The 26763-nt window shown below is 68.1% G+C and carries 21 protein-coding genes and 1 riboswitch; of the genes, 12 read left to right on the forward strand and 9 right to left on the reverse strand.

Annotation, left to right across the window (positions count from 1 at the left end; all coding sequences use genetic code 11):
- The first annotated feature begins 57 nt into the window (after positions 1-57).
- Together ACZ6O0_RS10970 and ACZ6O0_RS10975 are read left to right on the forward strand one after the other, a co-directional pair.
- Positions 58-735 carry a response regulator transcription factor gene (locus ACZ6O0_RS10970; protein WP_465764656.1) on the forward strand — a complete coding sequence of 226 codons (678 nt, stop codon included), beginning with the start codon at positions 58-60 and terminating at the stop codon, positions 733-735.
- Complete coding sequence (locus tag ACZ6O0_RS10975) at positions 720-1979, forward strand: sensor histidine kinase (protein ID WP_465764657.1); 1260 nt, start codon at positions 720-722, stop codon at positions 1977-1979. The genes ACZ6O0_RS10970 and ACZ6O0_RS10975 overlap by 16 nt, the downstream gene beginning before the upstream one ends.
- Here ACZ6O0_RS10975 and ACZ6O0_RS10980 read toward each other — a convergent pair.
- Complete coding sequence (locus tag ACZ6O0_RS10980; RefSeq protein ID WP_465764658.1) at positions 1957-3027, reverse strand: hypothetical protein; 1071 nt, start codon at positions 3025-3027, stop codon at positions 1957-1959. The two genes, ACZ6O0_RS10975 and ACZ6O0_RS10980, sit on opposite strands and share 23 nt — an antisense overlap.
- 55 nt (positions 3028-3082) lie before the next feature.
- Between ACZ6O0_RS10980 and ACZ6O0_RS10985 the strand changes: the two genes are divergently transcribed.
- Positions 3083-4960, forward strand: a complete 1878-nt coding sequence (locus ACZ6O0_RS10985) for a DUF6807 family protein (RefSeq protein ID WP_465764659.1) — start codon at positions 3083-3085, stop codon at positions 4958-4960.
- Here the strand turns inward: ACZ6O0_RS10985 and ACZ6O0_RS10990 are convergent.
- Entirely contained in the window at positions 4935-5708 is a 774-nt protein-coding gene (locus ACZ6O0_RS10990; RefSeq protein ID WP_465764660.1) for a thiazole synthase, read from the reverse strand. The genes ACZ6O0_RS10985 and ACZ6O0_RS10990 overlap by 26 nt on opposite strands.
- 1 nt (position 5709) lies before the next feature.
- Complete coding sequence (thiS, locus tag ACZ6O0_RS10995) at positions 5710-5916, reverse strand: sulfur carrier protein ThiS (protein WP_465764661.1); 207 nt, start codon at positions 5914-5916, stop codon at positions 5710-5712.
- A riboswitch (TPP riboswitch) is annotated at positions 5907-6018 on the reverse strand. It overlaps the preceding gene by 10 nt.
- Before the next feature lie 76 nt (positions 6019-6094).
- Here thiS and ACZ6O0_RS11000 point away from each other — a divergent pair.
- Complete coding sequence (locus tag ACZ6O0_RS11000) at positions 6095-7039, forward strand: hypothetical protein (RefSeq protein ID WP_465764662.1); 945 nt, start codon at positions 6095-6097, stop codon at positions 7037-7039.
- Between the two features lie 23 nt (positions 7040-7062).
- Entirely contained in the window at positions 7063-8070 is a 1008-nt protein-coding gene (locus tag ACZ6O0_RS11005) for a LacI family DNA-binding transcriptional regulator (protein ID WP_465764663.1), read from the forward strand.
- Here the strand turns inward: ACZ6O0_RS11005 and ACZ6O0_RS11010 are convergent.
- The 4 genes from ACZ6O0_RS11010 to ACZ6O0_RS11025 all read right to left on the reverse strand — a co-directional run bounded on the left by ACZ6O0_RS11010 (position 8067) and on the right by ACZ6O0_RS11025 (position 14789).
- On the reverse strand, positions 8067-10622 hold the full coding sequence (locus tag ACZ6O0_RS11010) for a glycosyl hydrolase (protein ID WP_465764664.1): 2556 nt from the start codon (positions 10620-10622) through the stop codon (positions 8067-8069). The two genes, ACZ6O0_RS11005 and ACZ6O0_RS11010, sit on opposite strands and share 4 nt — an antisense overlap.
- 66 nt (positions 10623-10688) lie before the next feature.
- Complete coding sequence (locus ACZ6O0_RS11015) at positions 10689-11576, reverse strand: winged helix-turn-helix domain-containing protein (protein WP_465765591.1); 888 nt, start codon at positions 11574-11576, stop codon at positions 10689-10691.
- 129 nt (positions 11577-11705) lie between these two features.
- A complete protein-coding gene (locus ACZ6O0_RS11020) occupies positions 11706-12629 on the reverse strand; it encodes a hypothetical protein (RefSeq protein ID WP_465764665.1) in 924 nt (307 codons plus the stop codon).
- A gap of 222 nt (positions 12630-12851) precedes the next feature.
- The gene (locus ACZ6O0_RS11025; RefSeq protein ID WP_465764666.1) at positions 12852-14789 is read right to left on the reverse strand and encodes a caspase, EACC1-associated type; all 1938 of its coding nucleotides are present in this window, start codon (positions 14787-14789) and stop codon (positions 12852-12854) included.
- Positions 14790-14964: 175 nt separating this feature from the next.
- Here ACZ6O0_RS11025 and ACZ6O0_RS11030 point away from each other — a divergent pair, with 175 nt between their 5' ends.
- From ACZ6O0_RS11030 to ACZ6O0_RS11040, 3 genes are all read left to right on the forward strand, one after another.
- Entirely contained in the window at positions 14965-15453 is a 489-nt protein-coding gene (locus ACZ6O0_RS11030; protein WP_465764667.1) for a hypothetical protein, read from the forward strand.
- A 711-nt stretch (positions 15454-16164) separates the two neighbouring features.
- Entirely contained in the window at positions 16165-17013 is an 849-nt protein-coding gene (locus ACZ6O0_RS11035) for a hypothetical protein (RefSeq protein ID WP_465764668.1), read from the forward strand.
- Positions 17014-17128: 115 nt separating this feature from the next.
- On the forward strand, positions 17129-18055 hold the full coding sequence (locus tag ACZ6O0_RS11040) for a phosphotransferase family protein (RefSeq protein WP_465764669.1): 927 nt from the start codon (positions 17129-17131) through the stop codon (positions 18053-18055).
- 113 nt (positions 18056-18168) lie between these two features.
- Here ACZ6O0_RS11040 and ACZ6O0_RS11045 read toward each other — a convergent pair whose 3' ends face one another.
- Positions 18169-19521, reverse strand: a complete 1353-nt coding sequence (locus tag ACZ6O0_RS11045; protein WP_465764670.1) for a hypothetical protein — start codon at positions 19519-19521, stop codon at positions 18169-18171.
- Between the two features lie 383 nt (positions 19522-19904).
- Here ACZ6O0_RS11045 and ACZ6O0_RS11050 point away from each other — a divergent pair, with 383 nt between their 5' ends.
- Positions 19905-22895 (forward strand): helix-turn-helix transcriptional regulator, encoded by a 2991-nt coding sequence (locus ACZ6O0_RS11050; protein WP_465764671.1) that lies wholly within the window; start codon positions 19905-19907, stop codon positions 22893-22895.
- A gap of 183 nt (positions 22896-23078) precedes the next feature.
- Positions 23079-23543, forward strand: coding sequence for a hypothetical protein (locus tag ACZ6O0_RS11055; protein WP_465764672.1), 465 nt, complete (start codon positions 23079-23081; stop codon positions 23541-23543).
- Between the two features lie 70 nt (positions 23544-23613).
- On the opposite strand, the gene ACZ6O0_RS11060 is transcribed toward ACZ6O0_RS11055, so the two are convergent.
- Complete coding sequence (locus tag ACZ6O0_RS11060; RefSeq protein ID WP_465764673.1) at positions 23614-23925, reverse strand: CD225/dispanin family protein; 312 nt, start codon at positions 23923-23925, stop codon at positions 23614-23616.
- 858 nt (positions 23926-24783) lie between these two features.
- Between ACZ6O0_RS11060 and ACZ6O0_RS11065 the strand changes: the two genes are divergently transcribed.
- A complete protein-coding gene (locus ACZ6O0_RS11065) occupies positions 24784-25509 on the forward strand; it encodes an HNH endonuclease family protein (RefSeq protein WP_465764674.1) in 726 nt (241 codons plus the stop codon).
- Positions 25510-26363: 854 nt separating this feature from the next.
- On the forward strand, positions 26364-26693 hold the full coding sequence (locus ACZ6O0_RS11070) for a hypothetical protein (protein WP_465764675.1): 330 nt from the start codon (positions 26364-26366) through the stop codon (positions 26691-26693).
- Positions 26694-26763: the final 70 nt, after the last annotated feature.

The raw sequence follows: 26763 nt of genomic DNA on the forward strand, positions 1-26763 counted from the left end.
ACGGTGCATTCAGCGGGGATTCAGCCACAATGAGAAAAGATCGCCTGGAGGTGGGTGATGCGGGCGCTGGTGGTGGAGGACGAGCCGCGGCTGGCCACGGGCCTGCGCAACGGCCTGGAGGCGGAGGGGTACGCCGTCGACGTCGCGCTGACCGGGACGGACGGGCTGTGGTTCGCCCGCGAACACGGGTACGACGTCGTCCTGCTGGATCTGATGCTGCCGGAGATCGACGGGCTCGAGATCTGCGCGACGCTGCGGGCCGAACGGGTGTGGACCCCGATTCTGATGCTCACGGCAAGGGATGCCGACACCGACCAGGTCCGCGCGCTCGACACCGGCGCCGACGACTACCTGACCAAGCCGTTCTCGTACGCCGTCCTGATCGCCCGGCTGCGAGCCCTGGTACGACGAGGTGCCGCGGAGCGACCGTCCGTCCTGGAGGCCGGCGACCTGCGGATGGATCCCGCGGCCCGGAGAGCGTGGCTCGGTCAGACCGAGTTGGTGCTGACGGCACGGGAGCTGTCGTTACTGGAGTTCCTGATCCGGCGGCGTGACCAGGTGGTGTCGAAGCGGACCATCCTGGAGCACGTCTGGGACTACGACTTCGAGGGTGATCCGAACATCGTCGAGGTCTACATCCGTCGCCTCCGGCTCAAGCTGGGCGCCGGGTGTATCGCCACAATTCGTGGTGCCGGGTACCGATTGATCGAGGGTGAGCCGTGCGCATCCGGGTGACGGCGGCGGCGGTGCTGGTGGTCGGGCTTGCTCTCGTCGGCGGCGCGCTGGTGCTGGTCGCCCTGCTCGGTGCGGTGCTCACCGACCAGGTCTGCCAGGACACGCACGATCGGGCCGCGCAGGTGGCGGCGAACTTCGGTACGGCGACCTCTGACGGAATCGAGATCGTCCAGGTGATCGATCGGCGTGGTCAGGTGGTCGGTGCCGGCCCGAGGCTGGCATCCCCAGGGACCGGCTGTGTCTCGGTCGAGCCGCCGGGGCACGGCGAGGATTTCGCCTTCGCGGCCGCGGAGTTGCCGTCAGGTGGTGAGGTGATCGTGGGCCGGCCGCTGGTGGACGTGCTGGACTCGACCCGGTTCGTGCAGCGGGTGCTCGTGATCGGCGTACCCCTGATGATGCTGATCGTCGGCGGGGTGACCTGGGTGGTGACCGGGCGGGTCCTGGCGCCGGTGACCGCGATCCGGCGGGAGGCCGACGAGATCACCGCGTCCGAGCTGTACCGCCGGGTTCCCGCCACCCGCCGGGACGAGATCGGCCGGCTCGCCAGGACGGTGAATCGGATGCTCGATCGCCTGCAGCGGTCACAGGAATCCCAACGGCGGTTCGTCTCCGATGCCTCGCACGAGCTCCGCTCGCCGATCGCCGCGATCCGCCAGCATGCCGAGGTGGCGCGGGCGCATCCGGATCGTACGAGCGTCGACGAGCTGGCCGCCACGGTCCTTGCCGAGGGCGCGCGGATGGAACACCTGGTCGACGACCTCCTGGTGCTGGCACGTTCCGACGAGAAGCAGTCCGACCCGCCGGGTACGCCGGTCGACCTCGACGACCTGCTCTTCGCCGAAGCCAAGCAGTTGCGCTCAGCAACGAATCTGACGGTCGACACCGCGGGGGTGTCGGCCGGTCAGGTCCGCGGCGACGAGGCCGCGTTGGCCCGGATGATCCACAACCTCGCCGACAACGCCGCCCGGCACGCCCGCACCGCGATCACCTTCGCCCTGACAGAGTCCGGCAGTACCGTCGTACTCACGGTCTCCGACGACGGCCCCGGCATCCCGCCGGCCGACCGGCTCCGCGTGTTCGACCGCTTCGTCCGCCTCGACACCGCCCGCTCCCGCACCACCGGCGGCACCGGCCTCGGCCTGCCCATCGCCGCCGGCATCGTCACCCGCCACCACGGCACCATCCGCATCACCACCGGCTCCACCTTCGAGGCCCGTTTTCCTAGGTATGCAAGGCCGAACTGAACAACTGCTGGACGATCTCCTGCATCTCGCCATCGAAGCGATGCGGGCCGGGGAGGAAGGTGCCTTGGTAGGTGCCGGCGGTGGAGTCGAACAGGCCGGTTAGCTGGTGGTGGGCGTCGTGCATGCCTTGAGGGCTGAAGAGTTCGTCGTCCTCGGCGTAGACGACGAGCTGGTGGTGCGCGGCGCGGCCGGCGGTCAACGCCGGGTGGTCGAGGTGGCGGGCCAGGCCGGGTGTGGTGGCGAGCCACGAGTGCGCGTCAAGGTACGCCGGAACGAGGGAGTCGAAGGTGTACATCATGCAGACCACCGCGGAGGCCGCGATGCCCGGATCGAGCGCGGTCAGGACGGCGGCCCGGCCACCGCCGCCGGAGAAGCCGAAGACGCCGACCCGGTCGACGCCGGCCTGGGTACGCAACACGCTCAGCGCGACGAGATCGTCGTACGCGACCATCCCGGCGAACGACGTTCCGAGCAGGCCGGCCGCCTTCGCGATCGTGTGTTCGTGGTGCCCGGCGGCGACGTCGTACCAGTCCTCGTCGACCGGGACGTCCTTCATCACCTCGCGCAGCCGCCACGGCATCGGGTCGAAGTCGAAGCGGCGGGATCCCCAGGCGAACGTGTCGTGGCAGAGCACGGTGAAGCCGGCCCGGGCGAACTCGTTCGCGACCGCGCGATCGCCGTAGTGGGCCGCACGTTGCCGGAGCGCCCGCGCGCTAGGGCTTGGGGTAGCGACGAGACGCTCGGCGCCGATCGACTTCACACCGGCGTGGCAATGCAGGCCCAGCAGTCCCGGACCTGGCGGGCCGTCGGCCGGGCGCACCAGCCACGCGCGCGTCGGTGGACCGAAGGGATTGCTCCACTCCAGCTCGGATCCGTGGACACCGTCGGCGTTCCATTCGATGATGGTCCGCACGACCGGCGGCCCGCCCGGCTCCGGTACGCCGAGGAGCCCGGCGACCCTGCTGGTCAGGTCGTCCCCGGTCAGTCCCGGCGTCGTCCGGACGAAGTTCGGCCAGTCGTCGTACCCGCCCAGTGCGCTCGGTCGCACGCCACCGCTCCGATCAGGGTTGAGAAACCGGTTTCTATCGCGAGAAGATACCGCAATGGGCCGGACACCGAAGGACTCGATCACGATCGCCGACGTCGCGCGGGCGGCGGAGGTGTCGCGGGCGACCGTGTCCCGGGTGATGAACGGGCGCGCGACCGTCGCGCCGGACATCGTCGAGCGGGTCCGGGCCGCCGCCGACAAGCTGAACTACCGGCCCAGCGACCTCGCCCGCAGCCTGTCCCTCGGCCGGACGAACATGGTCGCGCTGATGGTCCCGGACCTCGCCAACCCGCTGTTCCAGCAGATCCTGCGCGGCATCACCAACGCGTCGGCCGCGGCCGGCTATCGCGTCCTGGTCGCGGAGACCGTCGAGGACCCGACCGCCGAGGCGACCATCGCGGTGGAGGCGCGGCGGCGGTGTGACGCGCTGATCATGGTGGCGCCGCGGCTGCCCGAGGACAGCCTGCTCGAGCTGCTGCCGCAGGTGCAGCCGGTGATCCTCGTCAACCGGCAGGGTCCGCCCGGGGTCTCGTCGATCGTGGTCGACTACGGCCGCGCTGTGCGAATCGTCGTGGACCATCTGGTCGGCCTAGGCCATCGGCGGCTGGCCTTCCTGTCGGGGCCGCCGGCGAGTGCGTCCAACGTGGCCCGGCTGCGATCGCTCGAGGTGGCCGAGCGGGAGATCCCGGGCCTGGAGCTCGTCCGGCTCGAGTGCGGCTGGTCGATCGAGGACGGGTACGCCGCCGTCGAGCGAGTGCTGGAATCCCAGGTGACGGCCGTGGTCGCGTTCAACGATCTGGTCGCCTTCGGCTTGCTGGCAAGGCTCAACGAGGTCGGCGTCGCCGTACCGGCTGACCTGTCGGTGACCGGGATGGACGACATCGGGCTGTCACGGTTCGCCGTACCGTCGCTGACGACAGTGCGCGTGCCGCAGAAGGGGCTGGGAGAGCTGGCGTGGCAACGGCTGCACGCTGCGATCGCGGGGACGGAGGTCGCGGCGGACGACGTACCCGAGGTGCGGCTGGCGGTGCGTGCGAGCACCGGGCCGGTGCCCCAGTTGCTGGGGGAGCCGTCCTCCGGCCGGGTGGGGTGGCAGCGCTTGGGGGACACGTTCGAGCTCGGCAGCGATGCGGGGATGCTTGCGCGGTACGAGTTCGGCCGGCGGATGCCGAGTGTGCACTCGCCGCGCCCTTACCTGCATCCCGTACGGACGCTGGCCGGGCAGCCGCTCACGGAGGTCAGCCCGGTCGACCATCGGCATCACTACGGCGTCTCGCTCGCCGTGGCCGCGGTCAACGACACATCGCACTGGGGTGGCCGGACCTTCGTTCACGGCCAGGGTCCGACCCTGCTCCGGAACCACGGCCAGCAACGCAGCCGCGGCGTCACCGTCGACGACGGTCTGACCGACGACATCACCTGGTACGACGAACAGGGCCGGCCGCAACTGGTCGAACGCCGGCAGCTCCGGGGCGCGCCCGCCGACGATGGCTGGCGCCTCGACTGGCGCAGCGTTCTCACCGCGCGCTACGGCTCGATCCGCATCGACAGCCCCGCCACCACCGGCCGTCCGAACGCCGGGTACGGCGGGATCTTCTGGCGACTGCCGTCCGCCGAAACCACGACCGTGCTCACCTCAGCCGGCGAGGGCGAGGACACCGCGTATGGGTCGCTGAGCCCGTGGCTCGCCTTCGTCCAGCGTCGCGGTGACGCGGTCACGACCCTGCTCCTGGTCCAGCCTGACGACGTCCGGCCGTGGTTCGTCCGGTCCACCAGGTACGTCGGCGCCGGGCCGGCGCTGGCGTGGGGCAGCCCGCTGGACCTTCAGCCGAACCAGGACCTGACTCTGTCCCTCTCGGCCCTGCTGCTCGATCGCCCGCTGGACCTCGACGAGGCCGCTGCCTTGGCTAGAACGTTGGTAGACCCGTCGTAGGTGAGGACGCGTGGGCCGATTGCCAGCGGCGGGGGACGCGACCGGCCAGGCGCGCGGCTCGACCGGCGGAGACCGCGTCGCGCATCGCGGCGGCCATCAGGGCCGGCTTCTCGGCGCGCGTGACCGGGGTGGCGAGCATGACGGCGGCACAACCGAGCTCCATCGCCAGGGCCGCGTCGCTCGCCGTACCGATGCCCGCGTCGACGATCACCGGCACGTTCGCGGCCTCGGCGATCAGGGCGATGTTGTGCGGATTGCGGATGCCGAGCGCGGAACCGATCGGTGCCGCCAACGGCATCACCGCCGCGCAGCCCGCCTGCTCCAGCCGGCGGGCGAGGATCGGGTCGTCGTTGGTGTAGGGCAGCACGGTGAAGCCGTCGGCCACCAGGGCGTCCACGGCGTCGAGCAGCTCGACCGGATCGGGCAGCAGCAGGTGGTCGTCGGCGACGACCTCGACCTTGATCAGGTCGGTCTCCAGCGCCTCGCGGGCGAGCTTCGCGGTCAGCACGGCCTCGGCGGCGGTGTGACAGCCGGCCGTGTTCGGCAGCACGTCGATGCCGTGCTTCTTCAGCACGTCGAGCACCGAGCCCTCGTGGCCGGTGCCGAGCCGGCGCATCGCGACCGTGGTCAATTGGGTGCCAGAGGCAACCAACGCCTCCTCCATCACTTCCAGGTTGGCCGAACCGCCGGTCCCCATGATGAGACGCGAGCTGTACGTACGCCCGCCGAGCTCCAGTGGATCATCCATGTCAGCCTCCCTGCACCGCGCTGACGATCTCGACCCGATCGCCCGGCTTCAGGACGGTGTCCGCCCACTCGGCCTTCGTCAGCACGTTCTGATTGAGCGCGACCGCGATCCCGGTCGTGCGGTCGGAGTACTCGTCGACCAGCTCGGCGACGGACTTCCCCGGTGCGACGTCGGTCGGCGAACCGTTGACCCACACAGGCTCCTGCATCGCTTCCTCCCTACGCCGGAATTACCCGATTCAGGTTCAGCGGTCGGCGACGGATCCGGTCGCCCTCTCAGCCCGCTCCTGCGAGCTCCCGCGGCGGTTTCGACTTTAGCTCACGTCTTCCGGTGATGCGAACGCGCTCGGAACAGCTACCGTGTGTATTGGGGGAAGGTGAGCGGAGATGGGGACGATCGATCAAGCTCACGGGGGAACGAGACTGGGCCTGCTGATCGCCGCGGGTGTGGTGCTGACCCTGGCTGTTGTGGCCCTGACGTTCGGGCTGTACGACGCCGATCCGCCGGCTACCAGTCCGCCCACGGGGATCCCGACCTCGCGGCCGACCGCGACGACGTCCCAGCCGACCGCGACGACGTCCCAGCCGAGTGAGACGACGTCCCAGCCGAGTGCGACGGTGACGTCCAGGAGTGCGACGCCTACCGGTCCGCCGACGAGTCGGGAGCCGACGTCACGGGAGCGGTACGAGCAGGCCGCGCGGCGAGAGCTCGAACAAGGTCTGGTCGCCTACAACCCGCCGGCCCAGGCCCGGGTGCATGAGGACTTCGAGGTCACGGTGCGGGTGCAGCGCGGCACCGTCACGGTGTCGCCGTCGTTGCGAACGCTGCCCGGCACGGCGCCGGTCACCATCGAGCCCCTTCCGGTCGGCACCTACATGCGCGCGGAGCTCAGGGGTTCAGGGCTCGACGTCCAGCCGCTCAGCGACAGGCTCCAGCTCATCGACGGGGTGACCGAGTGGGCCTGGCGGGTGACCCCGCAGGACGATGGGGTGCGGACGCTCCGGCTGACGCTGGTCGTGGAGCTGAACGACCTGCCGCTCAGCAGCCGTACCTTCGAGCGGGCGATCGCGGTCGACGTCGAGAAGCAGCCGCCGTGGTACGAGCGGGCGTGGGGGTTGCTCGACGTCGCCGGCGTGGTGACCGCGCTCGTGATCGCCGCGATCCTGGGGTCCGCCAAGCTGGCGCGCATGTGGTGGGTACGCCGTGAAGCGGAGGAAGAGCCGGCCGAGGAGAGTGAGACGTCGGCCGAGGCTCCGGACACTGCCTCCCCGACGGTCCCCGCCAACGAGAAGCCGACGGCCGCCGCCAACGGGAACGCGCCGAATCCGTGAGTACCAGCCGCTATCGTGACGGGGTGGGGACTGGGAAGCGGGTCGACATCTCGGATGTCGCCGCCCGGGCCGGGGTCAGCCCGACGACCGTCTCGCACGTGATCTCCGGCCGGCGGCCGGTGTCGGAGGCCACCCAGGCGCGGGTGCGGGCCGTGATGGACGAGCTCGGCTGGGAGCCGAACCAGGTGGCCCGGAGTCTGCGGATGCGCCGTACCCACACGATCGCGCTGATCGTCCCGGACATCACCAACCCGTTCTATCCCGCGGTCGCGCGCGGTCTGCTCGACGTGGTCAGCGAGCCCGGGTACCAGGTGCTGATCGGCAACACCGAGGGGGAGGCCGCGGCCGAGCGCGCCGTGGTGACGCAGATGGTGACCCGGAGCGTCGACGCGATCGTTTTCGCGGGCTACTACACCAAGGCGAGCGACGTCGAGGCCGCCGTCGAGGCGGGCATCCCGGTCGCGCTGATGGGCGGCCGGAAGGCCGAGCCCGGGATCGACGTCCTGTCGTCGGACGACCTGGCCGCGGGGGAGCTCGCGACGCGCTACCTGATCGGTCGCGGCTATCGCCGGATCGGGTTCATCACCGGGCCGTCCGGTGAAGGCCCGCCGGCTGATCGGGTCAAGGGGTACCGGCACGCGTTGTCGGAAGCCGGCATCCGGTTCAGCCGCGAGCTGGTCGTGCGTGGGGAGTTCTCCCGGGCCGGCGGGCTGCAGGGTCTGCACGCCCTCCTGCAGCTCGCGAAGCCGCCGCGGGCCGTGTTGTGCACGAACGACGTGGTTGCGATCGGCGCGCTGGATGCTGCCCGGGAGCGCGGTCTGCGGGTTCCGGACGACATCGCGGTGATGGGCTTCGACGACATCGAGGCGGCGGCGATGATCTCGCCGGCGCTGACGACGGTCTCCGGCGATCCCCGGGAACAGGGCCGCGCGGTCGGGCAGGTGTTGCTCGACCGGCTGGAGGACGGTTCCCCCAGCCGGCCGCAACACATTCTGTTCTCGCCTTCCGTCGTACCGCGGGAGTCCGCCTAGGGCGCGGTCACCGACGTGACCGTCGAGCCGGAGATGTACGTCGGCCAGACGCCGACCGTCACCGTGACTTGGCCGCTCGCGTTCGGGGTGAGCGTGGTGGACAACCCGTACTGACTCGTGACCTGGATCGGTCCGGTCGCGTTCACCGTGACCGTCGTGTTGGCACCGCTCGCCGCCCAGATCGCCCGGAACGGCGTCCCGTCGTTGCCCGCGAACACCTGGTCGATCAGGCCGTTGCCCGGGAACTCCTTGCCCAGGAAGGTCGCGCCCCGGAGTTGCCGGGCCGCTGTGGCGTAGGCGACGTACGACGGCTTGGGCGTGTAGGCACCGAGGGCGTCGGCCGGGTTGTGCACGAGGCCGAAGTTGTTCTCCTGGGCGGCCGGGTCGATGCCGTCGTTCATGAAGTCGTAGACGTAGTAGCGGTCGACGCCGTGGCCTTGGACGCCGAGCTGGGCGCGGGCCAGGTACATCGCCTGGGTCGGCTCGTCGACGGAGGCCGTGGCCGTACCGGTGAACCAGCCGCTCTCGGTGATCCAAATCGGTTTGTCCACGCCGCCGTTGTACTGCCGGATCGTCGCTCGGACCTGATCGATCGCGGCACCGAGGCCCTCGGGTGCGTGCAGGAAGTTGTACGGGTGGATCGAGACCACGTCGAGGTACTTCAGTCCGCCCAGCTGGCAGAACGTCTGGAACCAGGCCTGCTGGGTCACATCGATGTCACCGCCGCCGACGATGGTGAGATCCGGGTGGGCGGCTTTCAGTTTCGTATAAGTTGCCTTGAGCAACGCCAGGTAGCTGTCCGGGGTCTTGTTCGCCGGGCCGGCGGCGTTGACGTCCCACTCGTTCCACACCGCCAGGTTGTGGATCTGCGGGTATTGGTTGACGACCGCGTCGGCGTAGTTGGCGAACGCCGTCCGGCCGGCATCGGTGTACGGCGCGTTGAAGAGCTGATCGGGGCAGTCGTAGAGACAGTTGCCGTAGTCGGCCACGAGCAATGGGTCGAAGCCGTTGGACTGGTAGGCCTGCAGGTAGTTGGTGACCTTCGCGGGGAAGGCGTACGTACCAGCGGTCGTCTCGGCGCTCGACCAGTACGCCTCGTCGCGACCACCGCGTGCTCCGGACTGCGCGAGTACGGGCACCAGGTCCGTGCTCCACGATCCGCCGAAGTGTGTGCCTGCGCCGATCAGTGACGCGGATGTGGTCGCGGTGACCGCGTCGATGTTGACGGTGGCCGTCGTACCGCCGCCGATGATCAGGCTGTGATCCAGCGTCAGCATGATGGCTTTGGCGGGGCCGTGCCAGATGCCGTCGTCGGCGCCGCCGAAGTGCAGGTAGCCGGTGCCGCCGTCGAAGCGGGTGACGGTGAGCTGCTGCCAGGCGGTCGATCCGGACAGCGTCAGTCGTTGCTGGTGGACCTGGCCGGTCGAGTCGGTCAGGCGTAGTCCGATTGCCGACAATCCACTGGTCTTCACCCACAGGCTCAGCGCGTTGAGGTTGACGGGGGTGAAGGTTCGCTGGATCGCGACATAGTTGCCGCCGCCGGCGAAGTTCGCGGCCACCTTGGCCGATTGGGCGCCCGACTGCGGGCTGACGGTGTCGAGCGTGAGACTTCCGGTGGCGCCGGGGAATTCGCTGCCCGGGTAGAAGGTCCAGCCCTCCGCCCCGCTCTCGTAGTCGCCGAGCGGAGTGGTCGGCTTCGTCGCAGGGGCGTTGACGGTGAGGTCGTCGAGGTTGACGCTGCCGCTGGTCGCGCCCGGTATGGCTCCCTTGTCGAGGATGACCTCGACCGCCTTCGCCGGGCCCTGCCAGACGCCGTCGTTGGCTCCTCCGAAGTGCGTGTATTGCTTGCCGCCGTCGAAGCGGGTCACTGTCAACGGCTGCCAATCAGTTGCCCCCGACAACGTCAGGCGCTGCTGGTGGACCTGGCCGGTGGAGTCGGTCAGGCGGAACGTGAGAAACGACAGGTTCGGCGACTTGGCCCAGAAGCTCACGCTGGTCGCGTTGACGGACGGCAGCGGCCGGTTGACGCTGACGTAGGCGCCGCCGGCGCTGAAGTTGCCGGACAACCTCCCCGAGCCGGTGCCGCTGTGGTTGTCGGTGGTGTCGAGCGCGAAACTGCCGGTCGCGCCGGGGAATTCGCTGCCTGGGTAGAAGGTCCAGCCTTCGGCGGTGCTCTCGAAATCGCCGACACGGGACGAGGTGAGGCCGGCGACTGCCGACGTACTGACTGGGCTGAGGATTGCGAAGGTCGTCTGGGCTGTGGTCGGGCCGGCCTGGACGGTCAGCTTGTACCAGCCGCGGGTGGTGAACGGGATCTGCAGAGTGGTGGCCGCGGCCTGGCTGCCGCTGGCGACCACGGTGCCGTTGACGTCGGCGGCCGACCAGGTGACCGAGGCCGCGTCGGTGCTGAGTCCGAACTTCACGGCCTGACCGTCGGTGAAGACGTTGCCGCGGGTGATCGGGGTGAGGGTCAGAACGGCGGCTTGGGCGGGGGTGATGGTGCCGAGGCAGAGGAGGAGAACTCCGAGCGTCAGGGCGAGGATGCGTCTCATGGCGGCTCCCATGCAAAACGATTTGTATCCGGCACTATCGTCCCGCCCTTTGAGGGTGTCAACAGCTCAGTCGGGGCTGGATCCGGTCAGCAGGACGGCCAGTTCGGTCGGCCTGTAGAGCACCTGCTTGCCGGTGCGTTGCGGCTCGACCAACCCGGTACGACGCAGCAGTTGCAGGTGCTGACTCACGGCCGACGGCGTCACCTTCAGCTCGCCGGCCAGGTCGGTGGTGGTCCGGGGATGCGTGAGCAACGCGAGGATGTGGGCCCTCGGCGTACCGATCAACTGGGCCAGATCCTTCTGCGACGGCGGCTCGACCACGGACCACAGGTGCGCCTGCCCGCGCGGCGGATAACCCAGCAGCGGCTCCGCGCCGATGTCGAACGGAATCACCGCATGCGGCCCGAACAACGTCGGCTGCAACACCAGCCCACGCCCGTCGACCTTCTCCGTCCGGCTCGGATCGCTCACCCGGTCGACCTTCAACAGCCCATCGTCGTACGTGATCGCCGGCCCGAGCCCGTTCAGCATCGCGCCCGTCCCGTGCTGCGTCAGCACATGCCCTCGATAACTGATGTCAGCCGACAGAATCGTCCGCATCCGCGGCCAGTACGGCGCCATCACCGCATCCCAGTACTCGCGCATCGCGGCCACGACCCTGGTCACGCCGTCGTCCCCGGCGAGCTCGTCCGGCAGCTCCTTGTTGACCGCCCGGACCTGCCGCTCGAACGTACTCCGATCAACCTTGGCGATGACCTCGAGCTCGTCCTGGATCTGGGTCAACGGCGAGGTCGGCCGCGGCGTCAGAAAATCCGGACTCCCCATCGTGTCGTTCACCAGCCACCGCAACACCGACCAATCAAGCCCCTCCACCTGCGGCTGCACCGCCCGCACCCACCCCAACTGCAACGGAAACCGCCCCGGATCCCGCAACGCCCGCAACGACAAAACCATCTCCGCCACCGGCGAAACCGCAAACCGAACCCCCTCGAGATCGCGCGAGTTCAGCTCGTAGGTCAGCACGCCAGTCCCCTCAGTCGATGTAGCCAGATCCTAAATCGATCTGCGGCTGAGGAGCTGCGATTATTCGCCGAAGATCGGGTCCAGGACCGGTACGACGCCCCACCGGAACATGACCGGATCGGTGAAGGACCCGGGGACGCGTCCGAGGCTGGTGATCACCGTCGAGGTGCCGCTGGCGTGCCCCACGGCGTACAGGTGGCTGGCGCCGGTGTCCTTGTCGATGCCGAGCAGCAGTACGCCGTACTGTCCGCACTTCTGCGCGGTGAACGACTCGAAGCCTTGCCAGGTCCGGCTGCGCACGACCGTGACGACCGGCTTCATCGGCGAACTGGTCGGAATGCGAACCGTGTAGAGCGCGCCGCCACGGGTGTTCATCAAGAACGTGTCGTACGTGCGTGTCTTGCTGATCAGGGCCATCGCCTTCACCGATGCGAACCCGGGGTACGAGCCGGCGCTGTGCCAGACGCGCTTGCCGTCGATCGTCCACCGCATCAGTACGCCGTCGCCGCGCAGCCCGTACGCGGTGGTGCGCGAAGCGGCGTACGTCTCGTAAGTGGAACTCTCGAACGCGGTGAAACCACCCCAGCCACCACCGACCCGCCTCAGCCGAGACGGCCAGTCGGGGTCGATCTCCCCGCTCCAGAAGGTCTCGTAGGACACGTCGTACATCGCGTCACCCAGCACCACTCGGCCGGAGATATCGTCCCCCTGCGTGTCGGGCTCGGAGACGAAGGAACTGCTGAGCTTCGCCTGCCCGGCCGGGAACACCCCCGCCGCAACGGTCTGCCGGCCGCTCACCGTCGGAGGCGAGGTCGCCGTGATCGTCTGGCCCAGCTGATCACCGCCGACGTTGACCGAACCAAGATGGATCTGACAAGCCGCGGTGGCCTCCGTCGCCCCCTCCGCACCTGCTGTGCCCGGCGCGAAACCTACCGTCAGCACAGCCAGCCCGAATATGACTGCTCCGCCCCGTCTGGCAACCATCTCTGCCCCCCGATTGGCTTGTGCGCGCCTTGCGGCGCGCACAAGGGGTGTGCTTCTACTGAGCTCGATGCACCTGGACCGGCAAAAGTTGCAGCATCTATCAGCCGTGAGCAACGTCGACGACGACGCGGCTCGTGATCCCCGGACCGGTGAGCTCGCCACCCACAAACTCCCAACCGAACCGGCCCAAGGCGAACGGGTTCAGTCGCGGGAGGCGACGTTCTAGGCGCCGGGTTTCGAGCTCTTGATCGCCTGGATTGCTGCGCGCATCTCGGCGGCCGTGTGGTAGCGCTCTTCGCGGCTCTTCGCCAGTGCCTTCAGTACGACGGCGTCCACCTCGCGGCGGACGGCCGGGGCGAAGTACGACGGCGGTGACGGTATCGCGCGGACATGCTGGGATGCGATCGACACTGGCGACTCACCGACGAACGGCGGCCTGCCGGTCAGCAGTTCGTACGCCAGACAGCCGGTGGAGTACAGATCGGTGCGGATGTCGACGGTCTCGCCGCGAGCCTGCTCAGGCGAGAGGTACTGCGAGGTGCTGAGCGCGGTAGCCGCCTGGCTCGTCTTGGACGAGCGGTCCGCGCCGACGCGGGCGACGCTGAAGTCCATCACCTTGACGTGGCCGTCCTTGTTCAGCATCACGTTGGTGGGTTTGATGCCGCAATGCACGATGCCGGCGCGGTGGCTGTAGTCGAGAGCGTCCAGCACGCCGGAGGTGATCTCGAGGGCGCGCTCCGGCGGGAGTTTGCCGCCCTCGCGGAGTAGGTCCCGCAGCGTCTTGCCGTCGACGTACTCCATGACGATGTAAGGAATGGTGACACCGGAACCGGTCGGGTCCGGCTCTTCGCCCGTGTCGTACATCTTGATGATGGAAGGGTGGTTCAGTGCCGCCGCGGTCTGCGCCTCTCGCCGGAACCGGGTCTGGTACGCCGGGTCGCCGGCCAGGTCGACGCGCAGCAGTTTGATCGCGACGACACGGCCGAGGCGCTTGTCGACACCCTTGTGGATCTCCGCCATACCGCCTCGAGCGACAAGCTTGCCCAGCTCGTAGCGATCACGCAGCACCGTCGCGCCGGCAGGCTCGGGCTTGCGCTTGGTTGATTCCTTGACCGGTGGAACTTCGGTCTCTTCGGTCTCTTCGGGAGGTGCTGCGGATCCAAGGAGAGCGCGGGCAGCTGCGGCGACTGGGCGAATGTCGTTGGCCGCGACGTCCGCCAGAATGTTGCGCGCGGCAAGCATCCGGGCTGGGTTGCTTGACGTGAGCCAAGCAGCGAGGGCATCCACGGTCGCCAGCCGGATCGGCGGGTAGGGATTGTCCAGGCCGGAGCGCATCCATTCCGGCAAGGTCTCGGGGTGCACCTCCAGCCCCACTGGGTTGCGCGCGAGGAGGATCTGGCCTTCACCGCCGTACAGAGATCGCTGAGGGGTCTGATGAGCGCCGATCTCCTGGACGCGGCGGTAGGCGTACGTGTAGGCCTCATCCACGGAGACATAGCCGTCAGCGTCGGCGTCCGCAGCACCGCTCCGGATACCGTCGATCAGCGCGTTGGTGAAGACCGAACCGGTCGGAGCGGCGGAGTCAGGCAGCGGTTCACCCTCGAAGGAATATTCGCTTCCCCTCGACGCCGTCAGCACTATTCGTCCGCGGCCCTGCGGATTGAATCGTGCGCTCAGTTCAAGGTTGCTGTCGCCTTTCGTTTCTCGCGAGAACGCGCCGCTGAAGCAGCAATCCAGGATGACCAGCTGCCGCCGGGCGCGGCAATCTTCCATCAAATCCAGCAACCACGCCGCCGCTACGCCTGTCGCGGCCAGCCGATCCTTGCGTGTATCGGTCGCGGCAAAGTACAACCGCCCGTGCGGATCGATGAGGCCATGGCAGGACAGGTACACCAACAGCAGTTCCTCGGGCCCGCGATCGCTGAGGAAGTCCTCGATCGCCAACCGGATCTCATGCGCCGCCTGGTCGACCGCTTGAATGACCGTGAAACCACCGATCTCCGGATCGCCGAGCACCTCACTCAGCTCCGCCGCATCTCTGGCCGGAGCCCGCAACTGCCGAAGTGAGTCGTCCCTGTACTCAGCCGTGGCAATAACCAACGCAAGCCGACGCTCATCAGGTAACTCAGGAGCCGGCAGCATGATGTGCGATCCAGCCATCGATCAGCCCCCTCCTCCTGATCCGAGGCCGCCGGAGTCAGCTTCAACAGCACCGCTGGACACGTAATCGCGCGGCACGACTCCTACGCGGCTACTTCCATGCTCCTCGGCAGACCGCGCAGAGGGAAGACATACAGTGAACCCTCCGACCGGACCCGTCACATAGGGTCCAGCCATGGGACTGCTGTTCGGCCGGCGTGGCCGGGTTCGACGGTGGCCGAGACTCGATCCCGATCGGTCGCCTTGGAACAACGGGGCGGGCCTCGGCGACATCAAGGTGATCCCGACCGATGTCCTCGAGCAGCTCATGGAGAGAGCAGTGCAGACCCCAGAGGTCAGTGCGGTGGGCAGGCCGGAGTGGCTCGAGGAACACCGGAGCGAGCTGCGCTACCACTACATCGTGGCGTGGGGGCCGGAGCGACAGAGGTTCCACAGGTGCGTCGTCGTGTCTGTCTTGAGCGACGGACCAGGCGGCGCCTATTCACTCGACATCAACGCGCGGGAGTTCCGGGCCCTTCCCGGCGTCTCGGCGACCGAACTGGTGGAACTCGCCCACCGATACCTGAGCAACGTACCGATGCTGCCGTTGGACCCAAGCCAGCAGCAGTCATGGGACCGCCCAGCCGAACAGCCGTCCGACCGACCCCAGCCCGATCCAACCTGACGGTGCGGCCACCGCGGTCACGTGTCCTCTGACTTCGGCGCTTGGTAGGCCCCGTGGGACTCGAACCAACAATCCGTGAAGTAGACGCGGCCGCGATGCCGTAAACACTGCTCTCTTCAGGCTCCAGCAGCGTCCGCTACGGGATCGGCAAGCCGAGTCTTGACGTGCCACACGGTGTCTTGGTTTTGGTAGCTGTCAGGGGGCGGCTGGTTCGATGTCGACATCGCCATGGACCCCGACCGCTGATTGGTAGTTCAGGCGCTGGAATGCGTTACGGTTTCACACGCGCGTCGGCGGGGTGTGGCAGTCTGGGGCGTTGCGTTGGTCAGCGTGGGCCTGTGACAGGCCCTGTAGAGGGGGGCAACCTTGTCCGAAACTGTGGCGCGGTCGAACGGAGTCGTCCTGCCGCTCGGCTCTCACAGAGGCGACGTCGACCCGTGGAGACTGCTCGCTGAGGAGCAGGGGCTTCTGGTGTCGTGGAGTGAGGCTCCACGGATCGATGACGCGAGGTGGGGTCCGGCGCTGCGTGGAGCGAGTGCACTCGGTCAGCAGCTCGCGTCCATCGTCAACCAGGCCGGTCAGGCCCGCCTGGCCTCGGCCGGCGCAACACTGTTTCGGCTCGAGCTGCCCACGGGCTCGACCCTGCAGAACCTTGTCCCCGCTGTCGGGGGTGGCTTCCGCGGCCTCGTCCGCACCGCCGAGAGCACTTCAGTGGCCGGGCACGTGCGCCTGGTCCCTGTCGCGGGCGGCGTCGCCGCCGGGGTCGCTCTAGGGCCGCTTGTGGGTTTGATGGCGCTGTCCGTCGGTGCCGAGATGCTCGGTCGCTATCAGCAGGACAAGAAGCTGGACGGCATCCGTCGGGGCGTCGAAGCCTTGAACAAGGCTGCGGACGAGACCACACGAGCCCAGTTGGACAGTGCGGAGCAGGCCCTTGAGCTGGGTAGCGCGGCCATCCTCGACCAGATCGATGTTCCCAGCTCGATCGGCCTGGGTCCGGCGCGCGACAACTTGCGAGTCATCAAGAACCGAGGGCTTCGATGGCTCGCGGACTGGGAGCAACGCGCAGACACCGTGAGGCGCGGAAGCACTGGGATCTCCTACGGCAACATGCGCGAGGTGCTTGGCGGTAAGGACGACGAAGACGAGTTCCCGAACCGGGTCGAGACCCTCTACCGAGCCGTCGCGCTCGACTCCCGGGCAATCGTCCTCACTGGGGCCGAAGCAGCCTTGCGCCGCGAGGACCAGGCGCTGGGCCACCTCCAGCAGCAGATTCGGCGCGAACTGGAACGGAATGCCGACGTGCAGGACCGGCTCCGTCAGCTCTTGTGGGACCTGACCACCGACCCTGTGACCTACTCCCTGCCCGCGATGCCAGATATCGGCAAGAAGGTCGCACGATTGCATCGGACCCTGCATACGCTGGCGATGGCCGCGTCCCGGATGCCCGACGCACCCGCGATGCTGAACTCGAGCAACCGCCAGGTCACAGAGATCCTCCGGGAAGCCGACGGCTCACTGCGAGTCCTGACGGCGCCGGCCGTACAACCGGGTGAGGTCTAGGCGTCCGAGGTCGTTCGTCACACAGCCGAGGGTGGCGTTGTCCGTTCGCCGGGGGAGCCGCGGGTGAACCGAAAACCGTTTCCGCGCCGGGCCGCCCGGATGATGAGGTGGTGGCGTGAGCGACCACGCCGCTGTCCGACCGAAGACCCTGGCCTGGGCGGCCAGTCACCTCGCCGCCGGTGAACGGATCGTCCGCGCCGATGTCCTGCTGGGCGGCATCACCGCCGAGATGCGACGGTTGACCATCGGCGGTCCGAACGGAAACACCCGCCCCTTGGTGCTGCGTTCGTACGTCGACGTGGGCAACGCCAACGACGCCCTGACCAGAGAAGCCGCCGCACTGATGATGCTTGCGGCAACGAAGGTGACGGCCCCCGAGTTGGTCGGGGTCGATCCCCTCGCTGCGGAGTGCGAGTACCCGTCGCTGCTGATGACGCATCTGCCGGGTCGGTCAGTCCTCGAGGACGAGGGAGTCGAGGCGCGTATCCCGCTGCTGGCCCGTGAACTCGTGGCGATCCATGCCATCCAGCCCATCGAACAACCTCCCACCTACGGGACCCTGACGACCGCCGACACCGTCGTCACTCCGCCCGGCGCCGACGCTCAGGCATGGTCTGCCGCGATCGACATCATCCGCCGGCCGGCGCCGTCGTACGAAGGCCGCTACCTGCACCGGGATTTCCAGCCCGGCAACGTCCTGTTCGACGGACCGATCACAGACCTCACTGGCGTGGTCGACTGGGCAAGCCCCTGCTGGGGTCCGGCCGACCTGGACGTCGCGCACTGCGCCACCAACCTCGCCGTACTCCACGGCGCTGCTCGGGGTCTCGAGTTCGTCACCGCCTACGAAGCCGCCGGCGGCACCCTCGCGGCAGACCCGGCCGAACGCCAGTACTGGCTCGTCCGCGACGCCCTCGCCTTGTCCGAAGACATCACCCCCATCTCCCAAGCCTGGCGCGCAGCAGGCAGACCCGACCTGACAACCCAAGCCACCGAACGACGCCTCGACGCCTACGTCACCACTCTCCTGAACCCCACCTGACCACGTCCGGAACCAACGGTGCCCCTCGAGCTCCTTGATCTCACGATGTGGGGTCAACTCTGTATTTACGGCTTGGAGGGGTCGTGAAGGCAGGTGCCGTGAGACGGCTGGCGTCAGTGTGCGTGAGTGAAGACGTCGACGGGGAAGCCGGTGTCGCCCGCGACCAAGTCGGCCTCGGACGCGAACGCCAGTACTTTGCCGTCCGCGTTCATCGCCACGTTGAAGCTGGCCAGTGACAGACCACCCTCCGTGCCGTCAGTGCGCACGCTGGCTCGGACCGTGGTGCCGGCCGCGCGGTCGCGCACGTACACGTCGAAGTCGAAGTTGTTGTCGCCAACCACCAGGTTCTTGGCCAGCGAACTGAACGCGACGAGATTGCCGTCGGAGCTGATCGCCGGGCCGAGGCTCCAGTCGTCGCCCTCGACGCCGGCGTCGTTCAGGCTGACCCGCTCCAGCGCGCCGGTGGAGCGGTCCCGCACGAAGATGTCGAAGCTGTTGTTCGTGTCGCCCGGCACGAGGTTCTCCTCCCACGAGCTGAACGCGACATAGCGGCCGTCCGGGGTGATCGCCGGCGAGGTGCTGGTGTTGCCGAACCCGGACGGCGTCGGGGCGACGCTGATGCCCTCGGTGGTGCCGGCGACGCGGTCGCGTACGAACACGTCCGACGCTCCGTCGGTGTCGCCCGGCACCATGCCGTCCGCGGACGAGGTGAACGCGACGAATCGGCCGTCGGCGCTGATCGAGGGGACGCTGCTGCTGTTGTTCGGTTGGTCGCCGGTGCTGGTCAGGCTGACCCGCAGTGGGGCCGGTATGCCGGCGTTGCGGTCGACGACGAACACGTCGCTGGCGAAGTTCGTGTCGCCGGGCACCAGGTTGTCGGCGAAAGAGTCGAACGCGACGAAGCGGCCGTCCGGGCTGATCGCGGGGTTGGAGCTGTCGCTGTTCGCCTCGATCTTCCGGCCGGCCATGTTCACTCGCTCGGTGGTGCCTGCGGCCCGGTCGCGGACGAACACGTCGACCGTGTCGTTGCGGTCGCCCTTGACGAGGTTGGTGTGCGAGGAGACGAACGCCACGTACCGGCCGTCCGCGCTGAGCGCCGGGCGGCCGAAGTTGCTGTCGAGCACGCCGCCCGCCTCGCCGCCGGTGCCCTGCCGCTCCCGGCTGTCCACGCTGACCCGCTCGGTGGTGCCGGTGACCCGGTCGTGCAGGAACACGTCGGAGGCGTCGTTGGTGTCGCCGGGGACCAGCGTGGACGCCCTCGACACGAACGCGACGTACCGGCCGTCACCGCTCACCGCGGCGTGGATCGACTCGTCGTCGCCCGCCGCTCCCGCGGTACTGACGCTGACCCGCTCGGTCACACCGGGCGGGTGAGCCAAAGCCAGCTGGCCGGCCATCGCCAGCGCCACCGCACCCACGGCGACACTCAACGCAATCCGTCCACCCTGCCGATGCGTGCGCTTCATAGCAGCACCCTCCTCGACCCGGTCGAAACCACTACGCGTACGACGCGAACAGCGAGGGCGGACCCCTGACCCCCCGTACCTGTGTCCATAGCTTCGTCGCCACAGGTATGTCCGACAAGGGTCGAATGCATCCGATTTCAACCACGACCAGAGGCAAAGTACGCAGGATTGCCCCAGGCAGGATTCGAATCTTGCGCCGCACGGTTGAGGAAACCAAGCGAAGTTGTGGACTCGGCCATCGGTAGGCGTCTCCGGGTCACCTCAGTTCGGCTGGTCTCAACGTGCCTCTGTCCCACGTTGCCAGGGGTGGGGTGCGCGCCTTTCCTACGTGGTGGAGGTCGCCACGGATTGACGGGCGCGACCGTGCCTGTTGACGTGGTGGTATGGGTCAATCTGCGCCGTTTGTCGGCCGCGACGTCGAGCTGGCAAGCCTCGGTGCGGCTCTCTCCGCGGGCGGACAGATGATCCTGGTCACCGGCGAGGCGGGCATCGGGAAGTCCCGGCTGGTCAGTGAGGGGCTCAAGGATCTCGATACGGCTCGTGCGGTGGTGCTGACGGGCGGGTGCCTGCCCCTGGCGGAGAAGTTGCCGCTGCTGCCGATCGCCGATGCCCTTCGGGAGTTCGTCCGGGCTCCGGACAGCCGGCTCCTCGATGCGGTGATGGCCGGTGTCCCTCCGTACGTTGTTGCCGAGGTTGGGCGTCTGGTGCCTCGGCTCGGCATGCCGGGACAGGTGGACGACGTGTCGGAGGCGGAGTGGCGGCGGGAGCGGCTGTTCACGGCCGTGGGCGAGCTGCTGGAGGAGGTGGCTCGCCGAGGGCCGCTAGTGCTGGTCGTTGAGGACGTGCACTGGGCCGACGACGCGACGCTGGATTGTCTTACCTACCTGGCGCACGCTACGCATCGGCCGTCGTATTTGGTGACGTGTCGCAGCGATGAGGCATCGCTCGACGCGCCCGTCACGGCATGGATGAATCACGCAAGGCGGCAACGCAATGTCGAGGAGATCCGGCTCTTTCCGCTGGCAGCTGACGATGTGGCGCAGCAGGCCGCGGCGATTCTTGGGTCTACGGCACCGACGGTGTTGGTCGGTGAGCTGCAGGCGCGGGGGGAGGGGAATCCGTTCTTCATCGAGCAGCTGATGGCTGCAGCGGTCGCCGGGTCTCACGGCGAGCTTCGACTACCGCACGGGGTCCCGGGTGGTCTGGCGGAGTTGCTCGTGGCGCGGACGCGGCGTGTCAGCGCCGGCGCCCGGCGGGTGTTGGAGGCGCTCGCTGTCGGTGGACGGCCTGAGCCTGAAGCACTCATCGCGGACATCACCGGGATGGATGGAGCGGCCGTTCGCACGTCGCTGAAGGAGTTGGCTGCCACGAGGTTGCTGGCCGATCTCATGGCCGGCGGTGCGTATCGTGCGCGGCACGCGCTGCTGGCCGAGGCGGTGGTGGCCGATCTCCTGCCGAGCGAGCGCTCCGAGCTGCATGGCCGGGCCGCTGAGGCCCTGGAAAGACTGTCGGACACCGAGCTGGCGGCGGAGGTCGCTGGTCACTGGGCCGCCGCGGGGCGCCGGGCCGAGGAGCTTCGAGCCAGGCTTGGTGCGGCCGACGCGGCAGAACGCGTGTTCGCCTACGACGAGGCCGCGACGCATTGGCTCCGCGCGATACAGCTGTGCCGGGACGTCCCTGAGCAGGCGTGGCCGGCCGGTCTCGAGGTTCCCCGCTTGTACGTTCACGCAGTCGATGCCTTGGGCTCGAGTGGTGACGGTATTCGCGCCGGCGAAGTAGTCGAGGAGGCGTTGCGGCTTTTCGCTGGCTACTCAGATCGTGCGTTAGCCGCAGCCATCCACTACCGGGCTGGGCGCTATCGGTCAATCGATTCCGCGGAGGCCGGACTTGAGCTGGTCGAGGATGCCTTGCGGCTTTTCGAGGGCACTCCCCCGTCAACGGACCACGCCGCGGCGCTGCTCGAGCTTTCCAATGTCCTCAAGAGTGCTGGCCATGAGGCTCTTTGCCGCAGCGCCCTGCATCGAGCATTGGAGGTCGCGGAGGCAGCCGACGCTTCCGATCTGGTGGCCCGCGTCATCGCCAGGTTGGCGCACGACCATTTCACGCACGCTGAGCTCGAGCAAGGCTTTGCGCTGCTCGAGCGAGCGTGGCCGATGGTGGATGCCGACAGAGACGCAAATTCGGTCCTGTGGCTCGCCATCATCGAAAGCGATGTCCTGCTCAAGACGCACAAGCTTGACGAGGCAAGCCGAGTTGCATTGCGTCATCTGGACTCCATCCGAGACAGTGGCCGGGCGAGCGGCTGGGCTGCTTCCGTACTGGCCGCGAACGCGGCGGAGGCCATGAGAGGGCTGGGTCGGATCGCCGAGGCTGCCGCCGTGCTTGAACCACGGACGTCAGGCCCCGCCGCACGAGATCAGTGGATTCTGCATCTGGAGCGCGCGTACCTGGATCTGCTCCGAGGGGACATGGAAGCGGCCGAGCGACGGATCCGTCAGATCCGGAAGCTGCCAATCGCTGGAGACGTCGAGAACACCCGCGTGGTTGCGCAGGGCGCCGCAGAGATCGATCTCTGGCGAGAACAGCCGGCCGACGCCCTTCACGAAGTCGAAGAGGCCCTCAAGCGTCTTGACGGCACAGACGAGGTGCACACCTGCGGGTCGCTGCTCGTGCTCGGCATGCGCGCCTGCGCGGATCTGGCGGAGGCTGCCCGCGCGGGCCGTGACGATGGTGGTGTGCAATTCGCCCTGGCGGCCGCGGACGGCATCGGCCGTTGGCGCGATCGGCAGCCCGTCGATCCGCTCCGGGACAGTGCGTACATCATTGCCGCCACCGCCGAACGCGCAACGTGGAACTCCGAGCGTGCGCGGCTGACAGACACGAACCGACCGGACCTCTGGGAGCTGTCGGCAAGGCAGTGGGAAGCACTGGCCCGACCGCACCACGCCGCCTACGCCTGGTGGCGTCAGGCCGAGGCACAACTGCTTGCCGGGGAGCCTGTGGATGCCGCCGCTCTCGTGTTGCGGTCGGCCGCGGGTTCGGCCCAGGGGCACGAACCGCTGATGACGAAAATCGCCGCGCTCTCTCGGCGCGCTCGCATCAGCCTCGACACTCCGTCCAGCGCCGCTCCGGCAGCGTCCCGGACGCCAGACTGGGCAGCGTTGTATGGGCTGACTGACCGGGAACTGCTCGTCCTCCGGCTGCTCGCCAGCGGACACACCAACGCCGAAATCGGCACGCAGCTGTTCATCAGCCCGAAGACCGCCAGCGTCCATGTCACGCACATCCTCCGCAAGCTCGGCGTGACGAACCGGGTCCAGGCCGCCACCGTTGCCGAACGAGCCAGCCTCGCCGACGACACGGACCAGACCTAGCCAGGCACTCGGTGGCGAGGTCTTGGCGAGCGCACCGCTCGTCCGGGAGCGGCTGAGTCGTTGACGGCGGCCGCTCTCGTGTGTGGGCCGAGCGACCGCGGTGCTGCCCGCGTAAGGCTGTTGCGGGTCGCAGATAAGGCAATGCCGGAAGACGGGATGGTCTGAGCGAAAGATCCTGCGGGTATGGACGCATACCAGCACCAAACGAAGCCGCGCGAGTCGCGAACCCCCGCGGCCCGGCCCAACCGTGTCGTCGCCGCGCTGGTGGTCGCTGCCGTGGTCGCCGGTCCCCAGCCGGCCGCTGTCGCCAGGGCGGTCACCAACCTGCCGTCCAGTGCGGTCGCCGTCGTCTGGGGTCGCGCACACGACGGCACCTGCACCATGCACCGCGACCTGCTGGTCACCTGCGAGTCGATGCACGGCGGCTACACCAACGCCGGCACGACCGTCGGCGACGTCTGGCTATACGGCGACCTGGACGGCATCGACCGGCACCGCCACGAGTCGAGGCACGCAGACCAGTGGGCCATGTTCCGCGCCGGGTTCCCCGTCCTGTACGGCGTCGAGTCCGCCCGTACCGGCGGTGACTACCACCAGAACGTCTTCGAGCAGTGGGCCGGCCTGCACGACGGCGGCTACCTGCGCTGACTACGCACACGAGAGAACCGGGTCAATCGCCACAGACCCGGTTCTTTCGTGCTGAGGTACGACGGTCGTCTCAGTGGACGTCGGAGTAGCTGCCCGCACCGACGACGACCACCAACAGCAGGCCGGCCGTCACCCCAGCACTGGCCCAGCACAGCCACATCGCAATCCGCGACGCGCGACGGGCACCCTCGACGTCGCCCAGCGCAAGCCGCGTGCGGACGGTGCCCGCGTACACGACGGCGGCAACGCCCAGCGGCGCGAAACACACCAGCGCGCACACGACCGCGGCGGCCATGTGGCTGCGAACCTGACTCAGCGACGCCGAGGCGGCCTCGGTGCTCGGCCCTGCTACGACGCTGCGACGCTCGACTACATACGACATACCTTCACTGTCCAAGCAGCCACCGTCGCTGACGTCCGGCAAACCCTTATTTTCAGCGCTGCGCTCTCTTACGAGCGGCCGCTTCCGCTTCTCGACCGCCGACCCACGCGCTGCCGATGAAGCATGACCTGCCGAAGCTCTGAAACCGCATGGGCCCGTTCCGGTGGTAGGGCGGGACTCGAACCCGCCCCCAAGGCACTACGAGAGCCACGCCAGTTGACACATTGGCCAACTTCAGACTGCCGGACTTCGGAATCCGACTTGCTAACGGCCTCCGACCCCCTTGCTGAACGCGAGTTCCTGGTGGATCGGCCTCGAGTAGGACGGCTACGTGGATCGCATTGCCAGCGTTATGAAGTCGCTCAGCTCCGCAATCCGGCGGAAGGCTGTTATGTCTTGCTGGCTTATACGAGCTCCATAGGTCTTGTGATCGACTGCAGCGAGCTGGCACCGAGGAATGTGAGCAATGTGTCAGTCATCGCTTCGCGGCGCCGTCGTCGCTCGTCTCTCCTCCCCGCAGCGACCAGCGAAGCGCCCGAAAGTACGGCCGCGGCGGAGGCCGCAGCCGCGGCGACAACTTCCAGCATGCTTGCCATCGGCCCCCGCTCTGGTTCGCGACGGTGAACCTCGAACTGACTTGTGGGCTCCTATTTAGCGCGCGCCGCAGCTGATCGCGAGCTCACATCCGGTTTAGGAACCGAGCCATCCCGCCTGCCTCGAATCGGCCCCTCCTGGTTCCCAGAGTGTTCCCATGCTGAACTGCTGAACGCTAGCCCAGCACACGCGGCTCGTACGACTGAGACGAGGCTCAGCCGCTACGTGGCGGGCGAGACCTCAGCGGTGGCTTAAGGTCGCGTGATGCGCACCCTCCTTGCCGCCCTGATCGTGCTCGGCTTCGCGGCTACCGGGTGCACCTATCCAGAAGCCGGAGCCAACCCGGCCGGGTCGAAGCCGCCGCCACGGACCACACCCACCCGCAGTCCCGCCACGGCCCAGCCAGCGGCCGGCACGGCCAAGCTGATCTCTGCCGAGCTCCGCCAGATCCACGTCATCGCAGCCCGGCCCGAAGTGCCTGGATACAGGCGAGACCAGTTCGGGCAGACCTGGACCGACGATCACGCAGGCCTTGGTGGCCACAACGGCTGCGACACCCGCAACGACATACTCGCGGCCCAACTGACGGCGGTGCAGTACCGAGGTCGCTCCCGATGCGTCGTCATCGCCGGCACCCTTCTCACGGACCCGTACACCGGTCGCCGGATCGAGTTCCGGAAGGCCGCCGCCTCGAAGGTGCAGATCGACCACCTGTACCCGCTCGCCCGGGCCTGGGACATGGGCGCGGCCCACTGGCCGCTGCAGCGACGCGTGGACTTCGCCAACGACGAGGCCGCGAACCTGCTGGCTGTCGACGGACCAGCGAACGCCTCCAAGAACGACGACGGGCCTGGCGAGTGGCTGCCGATCAACCGGAGCTACCGATGCACCTACGTCCTGCGGTACCTCGAGGTCGCCCGCAAGTACACGCTGCCGATCACCGCAGCCGACCGCGACGCCGCCCAGGCGATCACCAGATCCTGCCCATAGAAAGGTCTATCAGCTCGACCCCTGAGCCTGCGGATCAAAAGGGGCAATGATGGCGTCGCAACCAGCCTCTCTAGGCGCCAGAGGTCTGGGGGTCGAAGGAATTCTGGCCCCGTCAGTTGACTCTCTTTGACGCGAGTTCGCGCCACGTTTGATCCCAGGGCGACGGTCGCGCGGGCGCGGGGTGATGGGCGCTGGCCATGGTGGCCACAAGGTTGCGAAACGCGCAGCGACGTACACATACCTGCGATCGGCTCTCCACCAACGTGGGGTGCAGCACAAGGGCCGATACCCACCTTATGTCAAGTGCCATTTAACTTCTTACCCCTGACCACATTCCCTTTCTGGCGGGCTAGCAGGCGGACCATAGCTGGGCTATCGGATCGACGGGGTCGGCAAGGTTCGTGGCCTCTGCATCTGCGGTGTCGGCGGCAGGCACCACTTGGTACTGGTACAGCCCGGTGCGCTGGGCATAGGCACCGCTCACGACGTCTGCCTGGGGAGGGGTCATGCGGGTGCGGGGTTTGCTAGCGGCGGCCGGGCTGGTCGCGGCCGGGTTGGTCGCGGGGCTGCAGCCGGCAGAGGCTGCGACGACTTGGAGTTGTTCGTTCGCGGTGCCGCACAAGCTGGTGCTGAGCGGGCCGGCCACGCATGTCGCGTTTCGGCTGGGTGGAAACTGTCCGGGGCCAACCCAGATGAGGTACGCGACCTGGACGGGAACGTCGAACGGACTGCCAGGCGGGCCCTACACGCTCGGCTGTGACCTCAACTGTTCCGTCAATGTGGCTTTCACGGCTCTCGGGGCGACCGAAACCTGGAAGCCGAGCGGCCCGGCGGTGGATTGGAAGGGTCAGGTGATGCCGGTCAAGCTGCTGCCCGGCTACTCGCTGACCAAGGTCAAGTCGGTGACGGGGTTGTCGGCGGTACGGCGGGGGACCAAGGTCACGCTCACCGCGGCGGCGACGTACTACAGCCCCAGGCTGCAGACGTACGTCCGCTCGCACGGGCGGATGCTGCTCATGTACCAGGACCCGGGCCAGCCGTGGCGGACGCTCACGTACGTCACGCCGAACTCATCAGGGCTCGCGACGTACACGATCACCACCAACCGAGCCCGCAAGTACCAGGCCTATCTGCCGTCGACGGCCACCGCCTGGTATTCGTACAGCCCGGTCGTCGTGCTCTGAGAGGAGAGCGAACAAAGTGCCGGCCGGGGGACCTGTCCGTGCAGGTCTGGGGATGACACCACACGTTTGG

It is taken from the genome of Kribbella sp. NPDC048837 (assembly GCF_055586945.1).

Bases quoted from the DNA above. Each gene is read 5' to 3' on its own strand.
- ACZ6O0_RS10970 (WP_465764656.1), top strand. From the start codon at position 58: ATGCGGGCGCTGGTGGTGGAGGACGAGCCGCGGCTGGCCACGGGCCTG.
- ACZ6O0_RS10985 (WP_465764659.1), top strand. From the start codon at position 3,083: ATGGGCCGGACACCGAAGGACTCGATCACGATCGCCGACGTCGCGCGG.
- ACZ6O0_RS10990 (WP_465764660.1), bottom strand. From the start codon at position 5,708: ATGGATGATCCACTGGAGCTCGGCGGGCGTACGTACAGCTCGCGTCTC.
- thiS (WP_465764661.1), bottom strand. From the start codon at position 5,916: ATGCAGGAGCCTGTGTGGGTCAACGGTTCGCCGACCGACGTCGCACCG.
- ACZ6O0_RS11000 (WP_465764662.1), top strand. From the start codon at position 6,095: ATGGGGACGATCGATCAAGCTCACGGGGGAACGAGACTGGGCCTGCTG.
- ACZ6O0_RS11010 (WP_465764664.1), bottom strand. From the start codon at position 10,622: ATGAGACGCATCCTCGCCCTGACGCTCGGAGTTCTCCTCCTCTGCCTC.
- ACZ6O0_RS11015 (WP_465765591.1), bottom strand. From the start codon at position 11,576: ATGGTTTTGTCGTTGCGGGCGTTGCGGGATCCGGGGCGGTTTCCGTTG.
- ACZ6O0_RS11020 (WP_465764665.1), bottom strand. From the start codon at position 12,629: ATGGTTGCCAGACGGGGCGGAGCAGTCATATTCGGGCTGGCTGTGCTG.
- ACZ6O0_RS11025 (WP_465764666.1), bottom strand. From the start codon at position 14,789: ATGGCTGGATCGCACATCATGCTGCCGGCTCCTGAGTTACCTGATGAG.
- ACZ6O0_RS11030 (WP_465764667.1), top strand. From the start codon at position 14,965: ATGGGACTGCTGTTCGGCCGGCGTGGCCGGGTTCGACGGTGGCCGAGA.
- ACZ6O0_RS11045 (WP_465764670.1), bottom strand. From the start codon at position 19,521: ATGAAGCGCACGCATCGGCAGGGTGGACGGATTGCGTTGAGTGTCGCC.
- ACZ6O0_RS11050 (WP_465764671.1), top strand. From the start codon at position 19,905: ATGGGTCAATCTGCGCCGTTTGTCGGCCGCGACGTCGAGCTGGCAAGC.
- ACZ6O0_RS11055 (WP_465764672.1), top strand. From the start codon at position 23,079: ATGGACGCATACCAGCACCAAACGAAGCCGCGCGAGTCGCGAACCCCC.
- ACZ6O0_RS11060 (WP_465764673.1), bottom strand. From the start codon at position 23,925: ATGTCGTATGTAGTCGAGCGTCGCAGCGTCGTAGCAGGGCCGAGCACC.
- ACZ6O0_RS11065 (WP_465764674.1), top strand. From the start codon at position 24,784: ATGCGCACCCTCCTTGCCGCCCTGATCGTGCTCGGCTTCGCGGCTACC.
- ACZ6O0_RS11070 (WP_465764675.1), top strand. From the start codon at position 26,364: ATGCCGGTCAAGCTGCTGCCCGGCTACTCGCTGACCAAGGTCAAGTCG.